The following is a 20,767-nucleotide window of genomic DNA, read 5'->3' on the forward strand; positions in this document are numbered from 1 at the left end:
CAGACAGCCTCTGGCGGGTTTATCTTTTCACCAATCCAAGGAGCACAACAGCCGTGAGCAATAATTCCCGCAAATTGGTTCTTAATGCATTTTTCCAGCGCTTTGGCCATCATCCGGCAGGATGGTTGCATCCAGGCTCCACCGACAACGGGCGTCCCAATCTGGAATGGTATATCCGCGCCGCCAAGCTTGCCGAGGCCGCCAAATTCCACGCTTTTTTCCTGGCCGACTTTATCGGCCAGTCGGGCGAAATTACCGCCAACACCGGGAAGAGCCCCAACAACTACCAGTTCGAACCCTTCACCCTGCAATCGGTGATTGCGTCGCACACAAAGCACATCGGTCTGGTGGTCACGCTGAACACCAATTTCAATTATCCGTACAACGTCGCCCGTCTGTTCACGTCTCTGGATCATATCAGCGGCGGACGCGCGGCCTGGAACGTGGTTGCTCAATGGCCCGAGCATACGGCTGAAAACTTCGGCCTGCAGCAGAACCCTCCACCGCACCCGGAGCGTTATATTCGTGCCGAAGAGTTTCTGAATGTGACCAAGGCGCTGTGGGACACATGGGACGACGATGCATTCGACCATCCTAACCGCGAGGCCCGGCAGTTCTATGACCCGGCTGCGTCCCATCCGCTGGACTTCCATGGAAAGTATTACGCATCCAAAGGCGTGCTCGACTTTCCGCGTCCGATACAGGGCTACCCGGTCATCGTACAGGCCGGGAATTCCGAGGAAGGACGCGAATTTGCCGCCAAAATCGCCGAATTGCAATATTGCTCGGCCCAGTCGCTGGATATTGCCAAAGCCTATTATGCCGATGTGAAGCGGCGTCTGGCTAAATACGGCCGCGAAGAAGACGACTTGCGCCTGACCCCTGGACTTTCGGTCGTGGTTGCGGAGACCGACCAGGAGGCCCAGGACCGGTTCGGCGAGCTGCAGCTTCAGGTCGATGTCGGCAACGTGCATTTCGGCGGCTTCGATTTGTCTTCGTACGACGTGGACGGACCGTTGCCCGATCTGCCTTACCAGGAAAGCGAAAACGGCAAGGGCCGCTTCCGCCAGCAACTGGAACTGGCCCGGCGCGAGAATCTTTCCATCCGCGAACTGGTGCTGCGTTTCCGCGTATCGCGCGGTCATTTACAGGCCATCGGCTCGGTCAAAACCGTGGCCGACATTATCGAACAATGGTTTGTCGAACGCGCGGCGGACGGCTTCAATGTCGTCCCGCCGCTGTTGCCCAGCGGATTCGAAGACTTCACGAGGCTGGTGGTGCCCGAATTGCAACGCCGCGGCATTTTCCAGACCGAGTACACCGGAACGACTCTGCGCGAAGTCCTGGGATTCAAGCGTCCGGCCAATCCCAATAGCGGTGTGTCGAAAAGCGCATCGATCGCCTGCGCGGCGCTCACGACGGATCAAGCGGAAGCCGAGTTGCTGCGCGCCACGTCCTCGGCCTGACATTCCCCGGCTATTCAAGCCTTCTCGCTCCGGGGCGGCGCAAAGCATGCTAAGCGCCGCAGCCGGACCGGAGGGAAACCGGTATGCCGAATTGCAAACATATCATTTGATGGAAAACAGTATGACTTACACCGTAGAAACCTTATCTCAACAAGTCCGCAACACGCTGCTCGCCGATCCCGGCCTCTCCGGGCGGGACACAGTCCGCGCGTTGCTGGAAGAAGTCGCCAGAGACAGCGCGTTTGCACAGCAATACCTCGGCGACGACCAGCCGCAACGCAAACTGCTTTACCAGGACCCCGATCTGGGCTTCGCCATACTCGGACATGTGTTTCATGAGGCCAGAAGGACGCAGCCCCACGACCATGGCAGTTCCTGGGCCATCTACGCTCAAATCGCAGGAGTAACCACCATGGATGGCTGGGAGGTTGTCGAACCGGCTACAGCAGAGACGCCCGGCAAGGTCAGGTTGCGCGACTCCGCCACATTAACGCCCGGTACGGCAAGAGTCTACAACGAGGGTGAGATTCATTCACCGCGGCGTGAGGGCTCGGCGAAATTGATCCGTATCGAAGGCAACCCCAATCAGAGCGGACCGCGTCTTGCGTGGGAGCCGGTTTGAGGGCGTAGCCTCCGAAAGTTTTCAGGTGGGGGCCGAATAACAAGGTATGAACGGCGCGGCTTCAACGTTCGTCGCGTTTCTTTTTGATATCAGGGATAGCAGTCATGTTGATCAATGTCTGGCGCGTCGTTCGTTTGCTGCCCAACTATCGCGACAGGGCGATAAGCGTGTCCGTCATCAGCGCATTATTGGGTTTGTTGGGAACGGCGACCATTTTTCTCTATAAATATCTGGTCGATATCGTATCCAGCCTGCTGCATGGCGAAGCTTGTCAAAACGATGCGCTGCGAACGCTGGGTAACTATCTGGCGACGGTCGTTTCCAGGCTGTTTGACGATGAAATTTATCAAAACGATGCCGTGCGCGCGCTTTTCATCTGCTTGATCGTGCTGGCGCTGATTCGCGCATTCATCATCGTATTGGGCGTTGTGCAAGGCCGCATATCGCAGGATCTTTTTGTGGACAGCATTTTGAAGCCGCTCCGGCGCGCCAGGACAGTGAATGAGTGATATTACGTTCAGTTTAAACGGATTTAGGGTAAACATGCGCGCCGGCGCCATAGTGCGCCGGGGCGACAGGATTCTTTTGTGCCGTATGACAGACGAAAACTGGTGGTTTTTACCCGGAGGAAGAATCAAGACCAACGAAAGCTCGCTTATGGCGATCAAGCGTGAATTATGCGAAGAAATCGGAGACAGCTTCCACGTTTTGCGTCCGGCGGTCTGTTCCGAGAACTTTTTCGAACACGACGGTCAGTATTTTCACGAAGTTTGTATCTACTATGAAGTTCAATGGCTTGAGGATGAAAATATTAAACAACAAGAAAATGCTGATGAGGTGTTCAATTGGGTAGCCAGAAAAGACGTACCTGGGATTAACCTTAAGCCCGCGTTCATTAAAGGGCGCATAGTCGATCCAAGTCCGAGCATGGAATTGGTAATTGATCGGGATGGCGAACAAGGTGCTGGAGCGGATGACGTAAAAGCCGTCGTTGGACTTTGGCGTTAAGCGGCACTCTCATGGAGAAACGTACTGTCGAGAAGGTGGTTGCCTATGTCGTGGCGGAGGGTCGGCTGCTGGTGTTCATTCACCCGCTGCATCCCGAGGCTGGACTTCAGGTTCCCGCCGGAACCATTGAACGGAACGAGGCACCGGAAGCTGCCGTGTTGCGCGAGCTGTGCGAGGAAACGGGTTTGAGTATTTTCGCAAGACCCGAGTATCTCGGCGCCGGGCTGTACGATATGTCTCCGTTTGGCCGTGCCGAACTTCATCAGCGCCATTTCTTCCGGGTTCCGCTGCTGCAGGGCGCACCGGAACGTTGGCGGCATCTCGAAGCCTCCGGCGGAATCGCCGCACCGGAGGTGTTCGAATTCTCGTGGGTACCAATAACGGCAATCCCACCGCTTGCTGCCGGTCAAGGGGCGTTTCTTCATGCGATTGCTATATTGGCGTAAATCCTATGCTCAGGGTGTTGGATTATGGTCGAACTTGGCAGTTTTTGATTTTACCCTGGTATCGAACAAACCCGGGCTGAAAATGGTGCCTCGATAGATCAGGCTCTATTTATTTGTAATTATTCATCTGCCGTTTTGGAACTGAGCTAAGGTTGTCGAGACACGCCGTGAGTATGTCCGCACAGGCTCCATGACTGCAATATATATATGAAGGGATTCGACTTTTTATCTCCCAGTATGAACAAGGAAAATACAATGACAGACTTGACTTTATCCGGCGAGACGCCGGGGATACTTCCCGATTTTCCGATCGACCGCCGCGGTTTTATCGCCGGTGTGCTGAGCGCCGGTTTTGCGCTGGCGGTAAGATCCTCCCCGGCCTCCGAGACCTTGATCCATACCGGTAGCGAAGGCTTGGCGAGCGGCGAAATCGAAATAGAAACCGCGAACGGAAAAATTCCGGCTTATCGTTCCGCGCCGGCCGGAAGCGGCACGTTCCCGGTGATATTGGTGGCGCATGAAATTTTCGGCGTGCATGAGCATATCAGGGATATTACCCGGCGGCTGGCCAGACTGGGCTATCTCGCCATCGCGCCGGAACTGTTTCACCGGCAGGGAGATGTTTCCAGGCTGAAGAACATCGACGAAATCAGGGGGCAGGTTTTATCCCGGCTGCCCGACGAACAGGTGTTGTCCGATCTCGATGCTGCGGTGGTCTGGGCGGATGAACATGGCGGCGATCCTGGCCGGCTTGGCATTACCGGATTTTGCTGGGGTGGGCGTATCACCTGGCTCTATGCCGCGCACCAACCCAGGCTCAAGGCCGGCGTGGCCTGGTATGGGCGTCTGGTAGGCGAGCATACCGCGCTGACGCCCAGGTATCCGATTGATGTTGCCGGAGAGCTGAAAGCGCCGGTACTGGGTTTGTACGGAGGACAGGATCAGGGCATTCCGCTGGATACGGTGAAACAGTTGCGCGCGGCGCTGAAAACGGCGGGCAGCGCTTCGGAAATTCAGGTCTATCCCGACGCCCCGCATGCGTTTTATGCCGACTACCGTCCCAGCTATCACAAAGCAAGCGCCGAGGACGGCTGGCAGCGATTACAGGCGTGGTTCAAGGCGCATGGGTTATAGTGCGCGCGATTTGGGGAGGAGAGACTAAGCTCCAGATTCATCCGGGATTAAATTCAGCAAATCCGTGGCTCCTACATCAACGCCTGCTTGTGAAAACAAAGCGGTAATTTGTCCTCGATGATGCGTCTGATGATTGAAAAAATGCATGAGCAAGCTGAAAAAACGCTTGTTGGCAGCGATGCCTTTGGTGTTGGCGTAGTGTAATACATGATCCAGATCGGATTCCGCAAGCTCATGCGACCACTCGGTTATGATGTTATCGAGCCACTTCCGATGTTGCGAGAGGCTAGAGAAGTCGGCGAACATGATCTGGTCGAGGCTTTTCGGGCTTGGAGTAAAGATTACCGGTTCGAGCGCCGTATGTTTGGCCGGATGGTTTGCAAAGCGCTTGAGCCAAATAGTGTCCGCTACTACCAAGTGGTTCAGCGTCCCGAGTATGGAGCCAAAGAAGGCCTTCCTGTTTTCTGCAAGCGCTGTTCCGGGCAAATTGCCGGCCGCCTCGTATAATTTGGCGTTCATCCACTTGTTGTAATCTGCCATAAGGCATATATGCTTGCAGAGGCTCATTGCTTGAACAGACGGAAAAATCAGCGTGTTAGATGGTAACGGATCTAGTTGACAGAATCAACTTGGCAGGATTTTAACCTTCGGCCAGTGTTCAGTGTAGCATTTTTGCGCAATGCGTTGACGGTACGTGCCGACGCTGACGCGTTGCGTCGAACTACCATGGCGAACAGGTCCTTCAATCCGCGAGGCGCGATGATTTTGATCGAATTGTCCGCTTCCAGTGTGAGGTCGACCGATGTTGCATATTCGGGCCAGGAAGCAACCGCCTCTTCAAGCGACAACAGCGGCGCTACCGGATGCCAACAAAGAACTTTCGCTATTTCGGATATCGAGCTCACTTCGCGTAGCGTTTAAGCCGTTGTTCGAGCGTGCCGGCATGCAGTTCGAATAAGTTGTTGTCGAAGTCATAAAAATACAGAGACAGACCTTCGTCGTCCACTCTGGGGCGCGACGCTTGTATCTCGACGCCCAACGCCCGCAGTCTTGCTTCGAATAGCGGCAATTCCGCCTCATCGACTTCGAATGCCGTATGACGGTATGATCGCTCTGTCGGTTGCCCTTGCATTGCCGCTAACCAGACGCCGCCCAGCACAAAGAACTTTTCACGCGAAAAGGAAAAATTACTCCCTGCACTATCGTAGACTGCTTCGGCGCCAAGCCCTTCGCATAAAAATTTCGCCATGTGTTCCACGTCGCGTACGATAAGCGTGATGTGGCTGATGCCTTTAACCTGCATGGCAAAAGGTCGAATAGCGATTCATTTGTAATTGGAATCTTCGCTGAGCGTCGGTTAACATAAATCGTTGACCGTTCCCGCCGGAGAACAATGGGTTGGGTCCTCCGGCGCAAACAGTCGCGTGTGTCCTACAGCACGAGTAGAAAAGCCACAAGATCCTTCTTTTCCTGGGTGTTCAGCTTCAATTCCAATACCAGGTTGAAGAACTCGACGGTGTCTTCCAGCGTCAACAAACGGTCGTCGTGCAGATAGGGCGGCGAGTCCTTGATGCCGCGTAGCGGGAAGGTTTTGATCGGGCCATCGGCCGAAGCCTTGCGGCCGTTAATCATGACTTCCTTGAAAAACCGCTCCGTCTTCAGGTTATGCATCAGGTTGTCGGTATAGTACGGCGGGGTGTGGCAAGCCGCGCACTGGCCCTTGCCAAAAAAGATTTCCTGGCCGCGTATCTCGCTCTCTCCGGCCTGGGCGAGGTTGAGTTTGCCGAAAACGTTAAGCTTGGGTGCGGGCGGGAAGTCGAGCAGAGCCTGAAACTCCGCCATGAAATGCACCTGGCTGCCGCGTTCGAGTATGTTGGTGCCTTTACGCGCCGCGTCGGCCGGAATACCGTCGAAGTAGGCGGCCCGTTGCTCGAACTCGGTAAAGTCCTCCACGGTTTTCAGGGCTCGTTGCGAACCGAACAGACGCTGAATGTTCACGCCTCTCAGTGATGGCGTATCGATTCTGTGGCGATGTTCATTGGGCCGGATGTCGCCGACCGTATGCGTGGAAGCATTGGTATGGCCGTTGGCGTGGCAGTCGAAGCATGCTGCGCCCAGATGGGGTTTCAGGCTGCGGCGGTCTTCGGTGGCGTTGAACTGCTGCTGAGGAAATGGTGTAACCAGCAAGCGCAGTCCTTCGAGCTGCTTGGGATTGAGAATGTCTTTGAACAATTCGTTGAAGTTGCCGAGCGTCACCAGTTTGCCTTGCGAGACGTCGCCCAGATCCGGTCTTGTCGTCAGATAAATCGGCGCCGGGAACTCGGGAAGGAAATGGTCCGGCAAGTCGAAGTCGAGATCGAAGCGCGTCAGGTCCCGCTCGGTCTGCTTCCTGGTTTCTTCTATCAGGAATTTGGGGAACACCATGCCCCCTGCTTCGTGGTGAGGATGCGGCAACGGCAGAAATCCGGCCGGCCAAAGCCGCTTTTCCTTGATTTCGTCCGGCGTCAAGGCGGCGAGTTTCTCCCAGGTTACGCCCTCCGGCAACTTGACGCGCACGCCATCCTGCACCGGCTTGCCACGCGACATGAAAGTTCCCTTGGCCGGACGGTCGGCAAGGTCGTAGCGTTCCGCAAGCAAGGCTTGCTGACGCTGCGCAAACTTCGGTTTCTCGTCTTGAAGGCGCTTTATCAGCGCAGGGAGGCTTTCATCGGCGGCCATAGCTGTCAGCGAGAAACCGACAACCGCCATAGCGGATAATGCGACCGGGAACCAGTGTATTCGAGACCAAACTGACATGGCGAACTCCTACTCTGAATCGATGTGGAATTGAATGTGTTTTGCTTCTCGTTGCGGCTGATCGTTCTAATCTCAACCGTGAGCTGCGCTCTGGGCGCCTGTTAAACAATATGAAAATTCATCACCATCAGCGTGACGCGCTAAGCGGGACTTTGGGTTACGCTGGCGCGAGAACTTCTCTATGGGAGTACGGAGCCATAGTCCGGCAAGTTACTTACCTACAAGCATTGAGAGTCGATGCACGCGTGTCTCGACTGCCTTACCCGAGCCCTGATATGGAGGCACGGCAGTATCGTCGCTCATCTTGTCAATCCGTACAACCTTTTTTTACCGGTAAATTTTATGTTCTGGCCGTAGCGCCGCTTCGATAGTCGGCGCGTACGGTCTCGTCCTCGCGCGCCAACTAAACAGGCAGTTGAAGAGTGACCCGGTTTTTTAGTAATGCTCGCAATAACCTTCCTCGGAGTTTCGGGCTGAAAAGCCGGTGTGTTGCGTATACAGGTTTATGGCCGGTTCTTGCGGCTTGATTTGTTGTTTGCCCAGCAACATACCGTATATGGTAAGCCGGTGCCGTAGTACATTACGGCTGATGTCCAGCAGGCGCGCGGTTTGAACCTGGTTTTGCTCACAATAGTCGAAGGCCGTGCGGATTATGGTTTCCTCTATGAGTTCGAACAGTTTGGGCGGCGATTGTTCGCACAGCGCTTTCACCGCATTTTCCAGTGATGATGTGGATATTGTCGATAATGTGGAACTTGCCGGGGTGGATATTTGCGGTTTTAATCCGGATAGCTTGAAGTCGCTCGATCGCAATACGTCGCCGGGGCATATGAGCAGCGCTCTGTGGATGGCGTTTTCCAGTTCCCTGATATTGCCCGGCCAATCGTAATCCAATAGCGTGCGTTCGGCTTCAGGCGCCAGACGCGCTTCGGTGTAGCCCAGGCGTTTACCGTAAATCCCCATAAAGTGACGCGTCAAAGGCAGAATATCGCCGGGACGTTCCCGCAATGGAATTAATTGTACGTTCGCGACATTGAATCGATAATATAAATCGGCGCGGAAACGTCCGGCCTCCACCGCTTCTTCCAGGTTTACATTGGTTGCGGCGATGACGCGCACGTCTATGGGCGTAGCGCGCCTTGCACCGACGCGCACCACCTCCCGCTCCTGCAGTACGCGCAGCAATTTGGCCTGCATGCCCAAGGGGAGATCACCTACCTCATCAAGAAACAGCGTGCCTCCATTGGAAGTTTCGAACCAACCGTCCTTGGCGCCTACCGCGCCGGTAAAAGCGCCTTTTTCATGGCCGAACAGTTCGCTTTCGATAAGCGATTCAGTTAATGCCGCGCAGTTCAATGCGCCGAATGGTTTGTTGTGACGCGCACTGAGGGCATGTATGTGTCGTGCAATCAGTTCCTTGCCTGTGCCTGTTTCACCGATGATAAGGACAGTCGCATCGCTGGGCGCAATCCGTTCGACATGATCCAGTAATTGACGCGAAGACGGGTCTTCGAACACCAATGCGCTGGCGCGGATGGAAAGCGTCATCGATCGCGGTTCCGGGAAAGTCAGCACGGGCGCATGCTGGTCCTGATGGAGTGTTTCTGTCTGGTTGTCCGGGAGAGTGGGTTCCATGGTATTCGCCTCTTAAAATGGCTGGTGGCAAAGGGTTCTCACGCATGCATGGGTCGGCTCTCAGGCTGCGGATCGGTTTTTTGCGGAAATATCCGGTAATTCCTGCTTTCTGTTGGATGACGGCTAGGTTTACTATGGATTTACCTTAACAGCTTATGATCTAAACAATAAAGAATAATAGGTTATATTGTTATTCTTTAATAGAATTAATGGGGGCATCTGTCTCCATTCAGGAGAGGAAGGGCTGCGCGCCACTTCTGTTCTGATGGGGTATTCGGGTTTATCATGCTGCGATTTCATCAAGGCTGCTGGTTTTGTGCTGGTTTCGAAGCAGCCGTGCATGTCTGAGAGCAGTGTGAAAAACCGGCTTTTGAGCTTCTCTCAGTACGCCGCCTGAAGAATTGCGCGGGCAAAGCGGCGGCAGACCTTTCCTTTTTGGTTTAAGAGATGTTGATCGAGAGCAAATTTCGTTCCATGGAGTGGAGCGATAGTTGTGCCGGCTGAATTTCGCTATCTTGGCACTGAATATGCTTGAGAAGGGAAGTCCATGACGTTTGATTTGCCGGGCGCTGATCTTGGTCTCTTTAGTAGTTAGAGAGTTCCCAGCAGGGGCTTGCTTATGTCTGTTGTTTGTTTGAGTGCGGTCTGAGAAGGCAAACAGGCGTTTGCGCCGCTTTTGCGGCCCAGCAGCCGTAATCCTGGTAATTCTTCAGGTCGTGGGCTGTGTATTTCACCAACCAGCATCAAAACACCGATACCATGACTATTCAAGACATCAAATACCCGGTTTCCCTGCGCGCAGTGCATTGGCTCATGACCGCAGGATTCGGTCTGCTTTTCGTCACCGGCCCGGTTATGGTGGATTTGGCCAAGGACGATCCGCTTCGCGCAATACTGATGAATCTGCACAAGTCGATAGGTGTGCTGGTATTGGTGTTTGTGGGGTTACGCCTTTTTATTCGCCTGCGCGCATCGGTATTGCCGGAATTACCAGCCGAGTTCGAGCAATGGGAGCGCGAACTGGCACATTACGCACATCGGTTTTTATACGTCCTCATGCTGGTTGTGCCGTTGAGCGGCTGGGCTGTTTCCGATCTGCATGGCCGCCCTGTCAAACTGTTCGGTCTGGTTTTGCCCAAGTTGTTTCCGACCATTGAAGGCATAGGCGCTACGCCGGGATTTGTGCACACGGTGATAGCCTATGCTGCGCTGGCGGTGATTGCGTTACATCTTGCCGGCATATTGAAGCATCGCTACCTGGATCGGCAGTGCGTGCTGAAGCGGATGATTTAGCTGGTTTTTCAGGAATGTCGTTACCGCCGGAAATAATCTTCCGGCGGAGAGCGGGGGATAACTCTAATCGGTAAAGGTAAAGCGGCCTTCGGCGATCAGACTGGCGAGCGGTTTACGTGCGCTCGGGGTTTCGCGTTCGCGCAAGGATTCGGACAAGCCGGATTTGTCTCCTTGCTTGCCGACGACGATTCCTTCTTCGATCGCATAATCATCAGGAATTGCCAAAAGGGTTCGGGCTTTGTCTTTGTCGATTCCACCAATTCCGTGAGCCGGCCATCCGGAAAGCGTCGCTTGTAAGGCCAGGCTGGCCCAGGCCGCTCCGGTGTCGAAACTGTGGCTGGGAAACGGTTGCGGCTCGGTTTTTCCCGGAGGAATGAAGCTGGTTTTGGAAAGCACAATCACCAGCGCCGAGGCATTCCTGGCCCAGGATCGATTGAATTCGAAAAGGATTTCCAAAAATTGAGGCCAGCTTTCCGAGCCGTTTTTGGAATAAATGAAACGCCAGGGTTGCGCGTTGTAGGCTGATGGCGCCCAGCGCGCCGCCTCGAACAGCGTTAGCAGGGTTGCATCGTCTATCGCTTCGCCTGTGAACGCGCGCGGAGACCAGCGCTTGAGAAAAAGGGAGTCGACGGGATGTTCCGGGGTACGTATTTCTGACATTTTTCTGTCTCTCTAAGAAATTAAGAATTAGGCGCAAAAAATAGCCGTGCCGGTATGCGCCGATGTTTGCCAACAGCGAAGCGGCTGCATGTTTTATGCCATGCTACCTGTTTCAGTTTTCGGGGCGGATGGCCGCCAGGTGCTCGCCGCGCAACACGCCGTCATCAATTCATGTTGATATATCATCACTGTGTTTTGTTGTTATGGTGCGGGCCGATGTCCCGGCGTTTGGTACTGGAATTACAAGTTCTGGTGCGGGGTGGAGACAGACTGCACAATAAGGGCGGCGGTTGCTTAAACCATCGCAACGGCGCTACCTTTACATTTCCTGCTACGTATCTTTACCGCCGCTTTTTGGGAGTTTGAATGAGTAAGTTGATTATAAGTCTGGCACTGTCGGCTCTGATTTTTAACGTCCGGGCAGCTGAAGGTCCAGGACATGCGGCGATAGCCAGCGCTCATCCGTTGGCCACGCGCGCGGGATTTGAAGTTCTCGAACAGGGTGGTAATGCCTTCGACGCCGCTGTAGCGGTTTCCGCTGCGCTGGCGGTTGTTGAGCCGCAGAGCTCCGGCATAGGCGGCGGCGGGTTTTGGCTGTTGCGTCGTGCGTCGGATGGTAAAACCGTCATGCTGGACGGTCGAGAAACCGCACCGTCGGAGGCCAGGCCCGATATGTATCTGGACGAATACGGGGAACCCAGAGCACAGGCTTCTCTGGTCGGCGCATTTGCCGCCGGCGTTCCCGGGTTGCCTGCCGCGCTGGTGCATTTATCGAAGCACTATGGCCGCTTGCCGCTGCAGAAAACCCTGGCGCCGGCAATCGCGCTTGCGGAGTCGGGCTTCGAAGCAGGCGAGCGTTATATCAAGGCGGCGGCGGCGCATCAGGCCGAACTCAAGCAATCGCCTGCCGCCGCCGTGATCTTTCTCGATCAAGGTAAAGCGCCTGCGCCTGGCTTTCGTCTGCTGCAAAAGGATTTGGCGGAAACGCTCAAACGGATTGCAAAACAGGGGGGTGACGGTTTTTACCGCGGTCAAACCGCAGCCATGCTGCTGCAAGGCGTGCGCGATGGCGGCGGTATCTGGCAGGACAAGGATTTGCAAAACTACCGCGTGCAGGAACGTACCCCGGTATCCGGCGAATATCGCGGCATACGCGTCATCAGCGCCGCGCCACCCAGTAGCGGCGGCGCTGTTTTATTGGAAGCGCTGAACATATTGTCCGGGTTCAGGCTGCTACCGGACGATCCGCTCGGCAGCAAACATGTGATTATCGAAGCCGAGCGCCGGGCTTACCATGACCGCGATCTTTATCTTGGCGACCCCGGATTTGTGCATATTCCGCTAACGCGCTTGCTGAGTCCTGATTATGCCGCCGGTTTACGCGCCTCGATACGTCTTGACCGGGCTTTGCCTAGCGAAATGCTGAGCACGTCGGCTGTGCAGTCGCATCAAGGCGACAATACCACTCATTTTTCCATCATCGATCGTTACGGCGACCTGGTTACTGCCACACTGAGCATCAATAGCGTGTTCGGTTCCTGTTTTGTCGCTGCAGGCAGCGGGGTGCTGCTCAACGATGAAATGGATGATTTTGCGGTAGCGCCCGGGCGTCCCAATTCTTACGGCCTGGTTGGCGGCAATGCGAATGCCATAGCGCCCGGAAAACGTATGCTGTCCAGCATGACGCCGACCATCCTGGAAACGCAGGATCGCATCGCGTTGCTGGGAACGCCCGGCGGCAGCCGCATCGTTTCGATGGTTTTGCTGGGCGTGCTCGATTTCGCCCAGGGGCATGGCCCCGAGTCCTGGGTTTCGATCCAGCGCTATCATCATCAGTATTTACCTGATGTGGTTGAATATGAGCCGGGCGCACTCAACGACGAGGAGGTTCAAGGCCTGAGCCGTCTGGGACATCGATTCAAACAAACCGCCAAGCCCTACGGCGACATGCAGGCCGTGCTTTGGGACAAAAAAAAGAATCAGCTCAGCGCAGCCAGCGATCCGCGCGGAGAAGGGGTGGCCGAGGTGAGGTGATTATGTTGATGTTGCTTCGCTTGGCGTTGGGATAGTAACCATTCAGCCAACCCGCTTCCGACTGCATCGCTGTCGCTTTAAAAGCTCAAGCTGAACAGCTATGCCCCTTTTTTGTTTCACTGTCCTGCTTGTTTCCCAATACGTGGCGTAACACTTTACCTTCCTGTGCTGCAAACTCTGCAAGCCCGCGTTCGCGCGGGCGCGGCAACGGCACTTCGACCTCAAGCGTAATTTTTCCCTGATCCAGCATCACGATGCGGTCGGCCAGCACGACGGCTTCCGCGATGTCGTGGGTTACCAGTACAGCAGTGAAGCCTTATTTCAACCATAGGCTTTCGATCAATGCCTGCATTTCGATGCGGGTCAGCGCATCCAGCGCGCCCAAAGGCTCATCCAGCAGCAGCAAGCGGGGATGGCTTACCAGTGCGCGCGCCAGCGCGACGCGCTGTTTCTGCCCGCCGGACACACGCCGGGCCAGTCCTGTTCGCGCTCGCTTAACCCGACTTGGCGTAATGCGGAGCGTGCCTGTTCGCGCCAGTTGCCGCGCAAGCCGACGCCGACATTGTCGATTACCTTGCGCCATGGCAGTAAACGCGCATCCTGAAACATCAATCGCGTTTCGCCGTTCAGTGTATGGCTATCGCCGTTGTCGCGGAGGATCTCGCCGCTATCCGGACGTTCCAGACGGGCAATGATACGCAGCAGGGTACTTTTCCCGCAGCCGCTACGCCCGACTATCGCCAGAAATTCGCCCGGCTTGATGCCCAGGTTGAGTTCGCGCAATACGCGCGACGTTCCGTAGGACAGGCCGATTTTGTTTCGGGACGCGCCGTGATGAAGGCTCTGTTGCGGTAATGCGAGGATGTTTGATGGCATGGTTAAGTCTCAACGGTAAGCGGGGTGCCAGCTTAACAGCCTGGTTTCCAGCCGTCGCGCCAGCGAATCGGCCAGTTTACCCAGCAGGGAGTAGAGCCGTATCGCCAGCACTACCACATCGGTGCGCATGAATTCGCGCGCATTCATGGCCAGATAACCGATGCCGGACGTGGTGGCGATGGTTTCGGCATCCAGGGAAAATATCGCGTTCGAAACGCTTAAGCACACGTTCGGCATGCGCTGCTGTCCAGGGTTACTCAAGTGTCGGGTTATGCCGAGGGTTTTTCTCGATGAATACGGTGTTGCCGCTGGTCTCATGCCCGCCCAGCGCGGATGTCACCTGAAGCTTTAGGGCGGACGATACCAGCGGGTCTCGCTCCATCTCGCTCCACTTCTGGTAGATGACCTGACGCGTTCTGGCTTGACGCTTGCCGGAAGTGAGTAGGGAGGCAACCGTCGTCGCCCCGGCGCCGTACATCCAGGTATCGGCCTGCGTGATTTCCTTTGCCGGAGACAAAAACGACGCGGCATAGCGGCGCGCCGACATGCCGAAGCTCACCAGCTTGGTTTTAAGGTTTTCGGCCATGTGCGCGCATTTGTTTGGTCACGCGCTATTTTGTCAATTGGGTGGCTGGAGGCTTCCCTGTGTTTTCCGGTTTGCTTAAGGATGCTGTAACCTGTCAAGGTTGACAGGCTACATACTTATTGTGAGGTCGGAAAATTGCCACCCTGCAGGTCATGGCTGATATCAATCGTAATCAAGGTGGCGGTTTCTTCGATGAGCTTGTAACCCGGATGAAAGACTTCCGGAGTCCGGGCTACAAGTCCACAAATCCTCTATCCATGTGGCAAGAAGACGCCCATGTTTCGGCGTTGTCATACAATCATCGACAGATCAGCGCTCTCCTGCAGCCTACAGCGACCTTCTTGCAATGGGTACGAAGTCCGATACGCCGCCTTGGTCGGTGAGCTGCCGAGTCATTTCTTCTCCGGTGTTTAACACGAGGTATCTTCCCTCTCTTTCGCCGACGGCCAACTCGAGAAAATAAAGTCCGTCGTCATTCCTGACCCACCGGCCGGCTTCGGAGCCGTCGCTTCGCAATAAGGTGAATGTACTCTGTCCCTGCCACATTACCACCGAGGTCTTTGCCGGAGCCTTTATCTTGATCTCCGTTTCCTCCGTGTAAGTTTCGGTAAACGAACTTTCCGTCGAATAACCCAGCTCCATGCTGAATTCGGTAGTGACGCCGGTACCGAAAAAGCTGGCCGATGCGGATACGCTCATGCCCGTGGTGATGCTGAACGACTGAGAGTCGGTTTTTGACCAGCCTTTCGTCGTTTTCCACGACCTTTCCTGTTCCGTGGAGGTATTATTGTAAATAAACCACCCTTCTTTGGAGATGAACTTCACCTGTCTTCGCAGATAATACCAAGGTGAATTCCTGGCTTTCCAGGCTGAGTCCCGCTCGTCGTCCTTGATCATAAAAAACGGCAGGCGCAGTACTCGGGTCGCAAAGGGCTCCAAGGTCGGCGGGGGCGGTGCGTGTTCGGTCAACGGCGGGGGTAAATGCTCAAGACTGCCACTGTGTCCCACATTCGAGGGCGGAAGGCCGCCGCCGAAACCGGCCAGAAAGTCGATGGAATCGGTAAACGCGTATTGATTTCTTGGCCTGCCGATCAGGTCTTCGTCATATTGCGTCTTAATCCCATAGAGCCCGTTGCCGTCAAAGGCAAATTCACATAATGGGCCTAATCCGGAGGCGATTTCCCGCAGGTTGAAAACCTGGGATCGCGCGGCTTCATCCGGGTTGAAATCCTGCTCTCCGATCATTCCTCCCAGTTTGGTCCAGGCCTTCCCGGTATTCTGATTGAAGATTCGAAAGGTATCCGTGCTCTTGATGGTCTCGGGGAAAACGAGAAATATCTGGCTTGACGCGTTGGGCTTGTACTTGCCCGCCTTGATGTAATAGGCGTTATGATGAGGCTGGAGGGCTGTGCTGACCTCCAGCACGCGATCATAAGCCAGATGTCCAGTCAGCCTGAAGACGAAATATTGCCGGTCGTAGTTCGCCAGGATGTATTTGTCGCTCATTTCAATGCTCCCGAAACGCCGTGTATGTTAATCGCGATGATCCGGTAGTCTTGATGGATATCCGCGCTATGAATTGTGCTTTCAACTGCTTGTGTCCGTGCCACGTCCTTTCTCCCGGGTGAGGGTTTGGTGCGGAAAAATGTACTTCCGATAGTGTTGCCATTGTTGGATCCATGAAAATTCTGGCTGGATACTTATTGTAGTGTCAGCTCGCTTCCCCGTAACCTGTCAACCCTGACAGGTTGACATTCGCAATCCTCCGGGTGTAGGGCTTTTCAGTCGCCCCTAATGGGCGAAACGGACTATCACTTTTGATGCGCACGAATTTATCCACACGCCTGAAGCAGCCGGTTGCGTGAAGAAACAGGCCGACAGAATGGTAGGGGCGCAACAGAAAAAAGTTGATGCGGCGCTACGGATGCAGCCGCAACACCATATACCGCGCATTGGGAATGCAGAGTTGACCGGCCTCAGTCGTCATCGGACAAATTCGACTTTGACCGCTTAAATTCATTTAATTTGAATAGGGCTAACCTCACTCCTTCCGAGGATTTGCCGAATCGCAGTCATAGGTTTTTTTCTCTTGCCGGACTACAGGCTTAAGCATCTTTATTTCAATATCCTGATTATTAAAGTGGAACAATTTTTTCTCCTTTTTCCATTCGATTAGCGTCCCGCTCCATGCATCGCAACTGCCGTTTTCCATGTTGATAAGTGCTCAAGACTAACAGACGTGGAAGATTATTTTAGCTCGCTTTCCAGCCCTGAAGGGAGTTGCTGGCAGTACAAGAGTATATTTCCACGATGGTTAGGCGGACACACTTAGTCACGCCAATACGCTCGAATTTAATATGATTGGTTAACTCATCGCCGTGGTCCGTCTTGTTGACGAAATACTCGATGTAGGGCAGGTTCATAACGTTAACATACTGTTCCTCGCTGCCAATGGCGGATGTGCTTATCAAGGTGTTTGTTGCCAGAAAAAGCACAAAAAAACTCGTTTTCATCGTAATCGTTATCCGGGTTAAAACTACTAAAGGTTAGGGAGTCGACAGGCTTCGACTTATTTGACTGCTTCGTCGGTAGATAGTTCCACTTTTAAAACAACCGAATTAACATCAGATTAGTCATCGTAGAAGATAAGTGCTCAAGACTAACAGACGTGGAAGATTATTTTAGCTCGCTTTCCAGCCCTGAAGGGAGTTGCTGGCAGTACAAGAGTATATTTCCACGATGGTTAGGCGGACACACTTATTGGCAATATGCTTCTGCTCTGTTGTGATCTTGGATTCAATCTACACTCAACCGCATCAAGCGATGCGAAATCCTCAGACGGATAACGGGCGGTGGATTGTTCCACCTTGTGAACGAGGAACTAAGCGGAAAGGGTAACGATGTTGCCCTTGGTAAAAAAAATAACCATGACGTGTTACCCCTATGATTGGTATCTTGTCACTTAATCAAAACAAAACCGACATCGGGGAGGCTGATAAAATAAACGATATAAGCAACCACAATCATAACGGTAATAATGGTTACAACAACATCCGCCCCGCGATTTACAGCCAGAATCAGCCTGAACTGTTGAATAATATCTTTAATAATCATAAAGCCCTCATTTTCGACCTGGAACAGTCGAGGAAGGTATGCCAGCCCGCTGCGGCGCTACTTTGTAAAGCGCTTAATGCGCGCCTGGAGCCGGACTAAAGACCGACTATACCGCGCTGATGCGCTGGCCACAACCGGCTGGCGTTACAGTCCCGGCCTAATCGCGTGGAGACGGGGTAAGTAACGTGGGTGTCCTTTGGGTTTGAGTCGTCTGACCCAATTGGTTTTATTGACTATCAGCTAAGGTGCGGTATGTCTCGAAACGAGGCTATTACATATTTCTCAGCCGTCAGCCTGTTCAGTACCCAAGAAATCGAAGAAGCGTTGACCGTGTTCATCAATATAGCATCGGCTTCCGGCTACGACCTGCTTGCGTGTGTCCGGGGTTCGGGGATAAAGGTTTATCACTGAAACAGATTAAACAACAGGTTTAACCATGTCGCAAAGCAAACGCTCAGCCACCCTACAAATACAGGCCGATCTCGCCAGCCGCTGGCCCGGCCTATTCAATGCAAGCGCGCGCGGCGGCGCTATTCGCTTGCCGCTTGTGTGTTCGATCCGGTCACGATGGCAATTTCCTCCACGACCGCCTGAATCGCGGCTTTCAACCCATAGCGCTTTTGCGTGAGTACCTCCAGCATCCTGGGCGCTACGGTTTTGATGCCGGGCGGAATAGCCACCTGCGCCTTGGCCAGCTTTTGCTGAAACGTCATGCGTCCGGCGTTGAGCTTCTGCACGATTTCGGCAATTGCCGCAACCTGGTCGCTTTGGTTCGTGATCGGCGTAACCGCGCCGTTGATGAGTACCTGGAATACGTCGCCCGTCGCGTTGATGCGCATCACCACGGTTTGAGAATCGTCGAAGGTGAAAGTCATTTCCCGGTAGTTGATGCCTGACGTCCGCTTGATTTTGCCGTCAACGTCCTGCTGCGCGACATTGGCGCCGGCGCGCGAGAAATACTTCATCGCGGCCTTTGCCGCCTTGTCCTTTACCGATAAGTCCGCGAATGAAAATAAGTGTTGGATGCTCATCTGTTTTTCCCTATGCTGCTGAAACTGTATCCGAACCGGATGCCGCATGCCCGCAACTCGCCGCATCTCCGGCGCGGCATACCGGCAGTCCGCCCGCGCGGACTTTGGAAGATCCTTGAACCATAACCGGCGCCGCATGCTGATACTGTCCGTGCGGCGCAACCGTCGCCCCGACAACCGCGATCGGCGCGCCGTTTACTCGCACCTTTGGTGCCAGCGCCCCGGTAATCACACCGCCGGCGCTGTCCACGTTTACGCGTGCTATACCGGCCATTACCCTAAGTCCACTGTTTCGCCGTTGATTTTCATCGCGCCGCCCGCCGTTAACGACATATCGCCCCGCGCCTCCCAGGATATTGACCCCTGCGCGCTGCCCTTGATATCACCCTTGGCCTGCACCGACACATCCTTTTCGCAGATCACCGTTACATTGCCCCCCGCCTTGATGATCGTATCCTTGTCGCTTTCAAGAGCAATATTGAGGTGATGCCAGCGCCGCGTCTCCTTGTCGTTGCCGACGCGCGGGTTACGGTAGCCGGTGATTAACGGATAGCGCGAATCGCCGCCGATGAAATCAACCCATACGGTATCGCCGGAAAGTATCTCGACCTCGGTTGCAATCTTACCATCGGATTGTGCCGATCTATCGCCCAGCGAATATTCTATTTCAGCCTCCAGCGGCGTATCGCCGCCATCGCTGATGCCGGGTATCTTTACCATACAGGTACGGGTATCCGGGTCGTAACTGTGCACGACTGCCGGTTGCCGGCCAATGAGCGCTCCTTTTTCCACTTACCCCTCCAGACTCGATAACCACAATTTGCTGTATTGATTGCTGCCGCTGCCATCCGTGCCGGACTGATACACATGGGCGGCGGTCACGACCGCCAGCGGCGCGCCGCCCACAACGTCGATTAAATCGCCCGCTGCAATCGCCGGGGTGAAACCTACCTGGGCAATTTTTCTTTTGACCAAGCAGCGCGTCATATTGCGCAGTTGCTGGATATTTTTTCCCGGCACGAAACGCGCCGTCCGAGCCTTGTCCCTATTGCCGAAAATAATTTGACCCGCATCGTCGACAGAATAAAAACAGGGTATCTCGGGGCGCTCGGAAAACCCGCTGCCAACATCTTCCGCAGACTCGCTTCTGATGGACATGACCGTCTTTTGGGTAAACAGGTCCGCCAGCCGGAAATACCGGAGCTTACCGCTCTTCCAGCGCACAATTCCGCCCGCTTCCTGTAGGGCCAGCGCGATGGGGAAGGTAGGCGGTTGGCCTATTGGGCATACGAAGCGTGGCACCGGAAAGTCGGCGTCAACTGCCTTTATCGTCGCGCCGCAGGCCCGGTAGATTTGCGATAGCGTGGCGCGTTCCTTGATGATCGCCGTCGAACGGACAAACGAAACCGCGTGGCAGCAATCCAGCACGCCGATCAGCTTGACCGCGCCCATGTCGTGACCGCCCTGGTAATAGCCGCCAGCCGAATAGGGGTCGTTTATGATGCGGTAGGCGTCGCCGTCCTTGCCCGCATAAAATCTTTTCCCCTCCGCCAACTGCCTGCGCATGTCCGCGTCTACTCTAATCTCGGCTTCGACGGTGGATGGTATCGGCGTGGCGTCCGAGCGTAGTATGACCGACTTGATCAGGTCTCCGCGCACAGGCTTGCCGTTTTCCAGCGTGACATTCATACCGTGATGACCGTATAGCAGAACGCCTGCCCAGGAAGATTCTGCTCGGCCAGGGCGATATCCCCGGAGATTTCCGACGACATTCGTCCAAAAGTCTCCAGCCCCATCGCCCTTGACGCTTCCTGATGGATGGCGCACTCGCGCTCGACGTACAGAAGGAACAGCGGACGAATTACCGCCCACTCCGAATCGCTCAGATCGGTATCGGCGGTAATTTCAGCGCCGGTGTTCCCACATTCCAGCACCCCATACCCTGCATACATGCGCGTCGCGGCCAGCGCTTGCCTCAGCACCGTTTCCGGGTCGATAACAATGCCGATAGGGCGCTCATCTTTGGAAAATCTAGCCGACAGCGCGGAAATAGAAGCCATGACGCG

Annotated in this window: 26 protein-coding genes and 1 pseudogene; 9 read left to right on the forward strand and 18 right to left on the reverse strand. The window is 54.7% G+C overall.

The window, feature by feature from the left end:
- Positions 1-53 precede the first annotated feature (53 nt).
- The 6 genes from F6R98_RS09030 (at position 54) to F6R98_RS09055 (ending at position 4,676) form a co-directional block, all read left to right on the forward strand.
- A complete protein-coding gene (locus tag F6R98_RS09030; protein ID WP_153248738.1) occupies positions 54-1,466 on the forward strand; it encodes an LLM class flavin-dependent oxidoreductase in 1,413 nt (470 codons plus the stop codon).
- 121 nt (positions 1,467-1,587) lie between these two features.
- Positions 1,588-2,088, forward strand: coding sequence for a hypothetical protein (locus tag F6R98_RS09035; protein ID WP_153248739.1), 501 nt, complete (start codon positions 1,588-1,590; stop codon positions 2,086-2,088).
- A gap of 104 nt (positions 2,089-2,192) precedes the next feature.
- Entirely contained in the window at positions 2,193-2,597 is a 405-nt protein-coding gene (locus F6R98_RS09040) for a hypothetical protein (protein ID WP_153248740.1), read from the forward strand.
- Entirely contained in the window at positions 2,590-3,096 is a 507-nt protein-coding gene (locus F6R98_RS09045; protein WP_153248741.1) for an NUDIX hydrolase, read from the forward strand. Before F6R98_RS09040 ends, F6R98_RS09045 begins: the two co-directional genes overlap by 8 nt.
- 11 nt (positions 3,097-3,107) lie before the next feature.
- A complete protein-coding gene (locus F6R98_RS09050) occupies positions 3,108-3,542 on the forward strand; it encodes an NUDIX hydrolase (RefSeq protein WP_153248742.1) in 435 nt (144 codons plus the stop codon).
- A gap of 255 nt (positions 3,543-3,797) precedes the next feature.
- Positions 3,798-4,676, forward strand: coding sequence for a dienelactone hydrolase family protein (locus tag F6R98_RS09055; protein WP_153248743.1), 879 nt, complete (start codon positions 3,798-3,800; stop codon positions 4,674-4,676).
- A 24-nt stretch (positions 4,677-4,700) separates the two neighbouring features.
- Here F6R98_RS09055 and F6R98_RS09060 read toward each other — a convergent pair whose 3' ends face one another.
- The 5 genes from F6R98_RS09060 to F6R98_RS09080 all read right to left on the reverse strand — a co-directional run bounded on the left by F6R98_RS09060 (position 4,701) and on the right by F6R98_RS09080 (position 9,107).
- Positions 4,701-5,216, reverse strand: coding sequence for a DinB family protein (locus F6R98_RS09060; protein ID WP_265588139.1), 516 nt, complete (start codon positions 5,214-5,216; stop codon positions 4,701-4,703).
- A 71-nt stretch (positions 5,217-5,287) separates the two neighbouring features.
- Complete coding sequence (locus tag F6R98_RS09065; protein ID WP_228125186.1) at positions 5,288-5,581, reverse strand: nucleotidyltransferase family protein; 294 nt, start codon at positions 5,579-5,581, stop codon at positions 5,288-5,290.
- Positions 5,578-5,979, reverse strand: coding sequence for a FosX/FosE/FosI family fosfomycin resistance hydrolase (gene fosX / locus F6R98_RS09070; protein ID WP_153248745.1), 402 nt, complete (start codon positions 5,977-5,979; stop codon positions 5,578-5,580). Before fosX ends, F6R98_RS09065 begins: the two co-directional genes overlap by 4 nt.
- Positions 5,980-6,107: 128 nt before the next feature.
- Positions 6,108-7,472: a cytochrome B6 gene (locus F6R98_RS09075; protein ID WP_153248746.1), complete on the reverse strand. Its 1,365-nt coding sequence runs from the start codon at positions 7,470-7,472 to the stop codon at positions 6,108-6,110.
- 435 nt (positions 7,473-7,907) lie between these two features.
- Positions 7,908-9,107, reverse strand: coding sequence for a sigma-54 interaction domain-containing protein (locus F6R98_RS09080; protein ID WP_153248747.1), 1,200 nt, complete (start codon positions 9,105-9,107; stop codon positions 7,908-7,910).
- A gap of 759 nt (positions 9,108-9,866) precedes the next feature.
- On the opposite strand from F6R98_RS09080, the gene F6R98_RS09085 reads away from it, so the two are divergent.
- Positions 9,867-10,400, forward strand: coding sequence for a cytochrome b (locus F6R98_RS09085; protein WP_153248748.1), 534 nt, complete (start codon positions 9,867-9,869; stop codon positions 10,398-10,400).
- A gap of 63 nt (positions 10,401-10,463) precedes the next feature.
- Here F6R98_RS09085 and F6R98_RS09090 read toward each other — a convergent pair whose 3' ends face one another.
- Entirely contained in the window at positions 10,464-11,060 is a 597-nt protein-coding gene (locus F6R98_RS09090) for a nitroreductase family protein (protein WP_153248749.1), read from the reverse strand.
- A 366-nt stretch (positions 11,061-11,426) separates the two neighbouring features.
- Here F6R98_RS09090 and ggt point away from each other — a divergent pair, with 366 nt between their 5' ends.
- Positions 11,427-13,094 (forward strand): gamma-glutamyltransferase, encoded by a 1,668-nt coding sequence (gene ggt, locus F6R98_RS09095; RefSeq protein ID WP_153248750.1) that lies wholly within the window; start codon positions 11,427-11,429, stop codon positions 13,092-13,094.
- A gap of 85 nt (positions 13,095-13,179) precedes the next feature.
- On the opposite strand, the gene F6R98_RS22010 is transcribed toward ggt, so the two are convergent.
- From F6R98_RS22010 to F6R98_RS09125, 7 genes and pseudogenes are all read right to left on the reverse strand, one after another.
- Positions 13,180-13,365 carry a hypothetical protein gene (locus tag F6R98_RS22010; RefSeq protein WP_228125187.1) on the reverse strand — a complete coding sequence of 62 codons (186 nt, stop codon included), beginning with the start codon at positions 13,363-13,365 and terminating at the stop codon, positions 13,180-13,182.
- A 45-nt stretch (positions 13,366-13,410) separates the two neighbouring features.
- Positions 13,411-13,970, reverse strand: a pseudogene (locus F6R98_RS09100) (ATP-binding cassette domain-containing protein).
- 9 nt (positions 13,971-13,979) lie between these two features.
- Entirely contained in the window at positions 13,980-14,207 is a 228-nt protein-coding gene (locus F6R98_RS09105; RefSeq protein ID WP_228125188.1) for an ABC transporter permease, read from the reverse strand.
- 16 nt (positions 14,208-14,223) lie between these two features.
- Positions 14,224-14,556 (reverse strand): hypothetical protein, encoded by a 333-nt coding sequence (locus F6R98_RS09110; protein ID WP_153248751.1) that lies wholly within the window; start codon positions 14,554-14,556, stop codon positions 14,224-14,226.
- A gap of 327 nt (positions 14,557-14,883) precedes the next feature.
- On the reverse strand, positions 14,884-16,062 hold the full coding sequence (locus tag F6R98_RS09115; protein WP_153248752.1) for a hypothetical protein: 1,179 nt from the start codon (positions 16,060-16,062) through the stop codon (positions 14,884-14,886).
- Positions 16,063-16,808: 746 nt separating this feature from the next.
- Complete coding sequence (locus tag F6R98_RS09120) at positions 16,809-17,069, reverse strand: hypothetical protein (RefSeq protein ID WP_153248753.1); 261 nt, start codon at positions 17,067-17,069, stop codon at positions 16,809-16,811.
- Between the two features lie 445 nt (positions 17,070-17,514).
- Positions 17,515-17,670 (reverse strand): hypothetical protein, encoded by a 156-nt coding sequence (locus tag F6R98_RS09125; RefSeq protein ID WP_153248754.1) that lies wholly within the window; start codon positions 17,668-17,670, stop codon positions 17,515-17,517.
- Between the two features lie 252 nt (positions 17,671-17,922).
- Here F6R98_RS09125 and F6R98_RS09130 point away from each other — a divergent pair, with 252 nt between their 5' ends.
- Positions 17,923-18,081: a hypothetical protein gene (locus tag F6R98_RS09130; RefSeq protein WP_153248755.1), complete on the forward strand. Its 159-nt coding sequence runs from the start codon at positions 17,923-17,925 to the stop codon at positions 18,079-18,081.
- Positions 18,082-18,200: 119 nt separating this feature from the next.
- On the opposite strand, the gene F6R98_RS09135 is transcribed toward F6R98_RS09130, so the two are convergent.
- From F6R98_RS09135 to F6R98_RS09155, 5 genes are read right to left on the reverse strand one after another with little or no spacing between them, the layout of a single operon-like run.
- On the reverse strand, positions 18,201-18,701 hold the full coding sequence (locus tag F6R98_RS09135; protein WP_153248756.1) for a defense against restriction DarA-related protein: 501 nt from the start codon (positions 18,699-18,701) through the stop codon (positions 18,201-18,203).
- Positions 18,702-18,711: 10 nt separating this feature from the next.
- Positions 18,712-18,975 (reverse strand): PAAR domain-containing protein, encoded by a 264-nt coding sequence (locus tag F6R98_RS09140; RefSeq protein ID WP_153248757.1) that lies wholly within the window; start codon positions 18,973-18,975, stop codon positions 18,712-18,714.
- A complete protein-coding gene (locus F6R98_RS09145) occupies positions 18,975-19,493 on the reverse strand; it encodes a hypothetical protein (RefSeq protein ID WP_153248758.1) in 519 nt (172 codons plus the stop codon). Before F6R98_RS09145 ends, F6R98_RS09140 begins: the two co-directional genes overlap by 1 nt.
- The gene (locus tag F6R98_RS09150) at positions 19,494-20,390 is read right to left on the reverse strand and encodes a hypothetical protein (protein WP_153248759.1); all 897 of its coding nucleotides are present in this window, start codon (positions 20,388-20,390) and stop codon (positions 19,494-19,496) included.
- Positions 20,387-20,761 carry a hypothetical protein gene (locus F6R98_RS09155; RefSeq protein WP_153248760.1) on the reverse strand — a complete coding sequence of 125 codons (375 nt, stop codon included), beginning with the start codon at positions 20,759-20,761 and terminating at the stop codon, positions 20,387-20,389. Before F6R98_RS09155 ends, F6R98_RS09150 begins: the two co-directional genes overlap by 4 nt.
- Between the last annotated feature and the right edge of the window lie 6 nt (positions 20,762-20,767).

This window comes from Candidatus Methylospira mobilis, from assembly GCF_009498235.1.
Classification (GTDB): Bacteria; Pseudomonadota; Gammaproteobacteria; order Methylococcales; family Methylococcaceae; genus Methylospira; species Methylospira mobilis.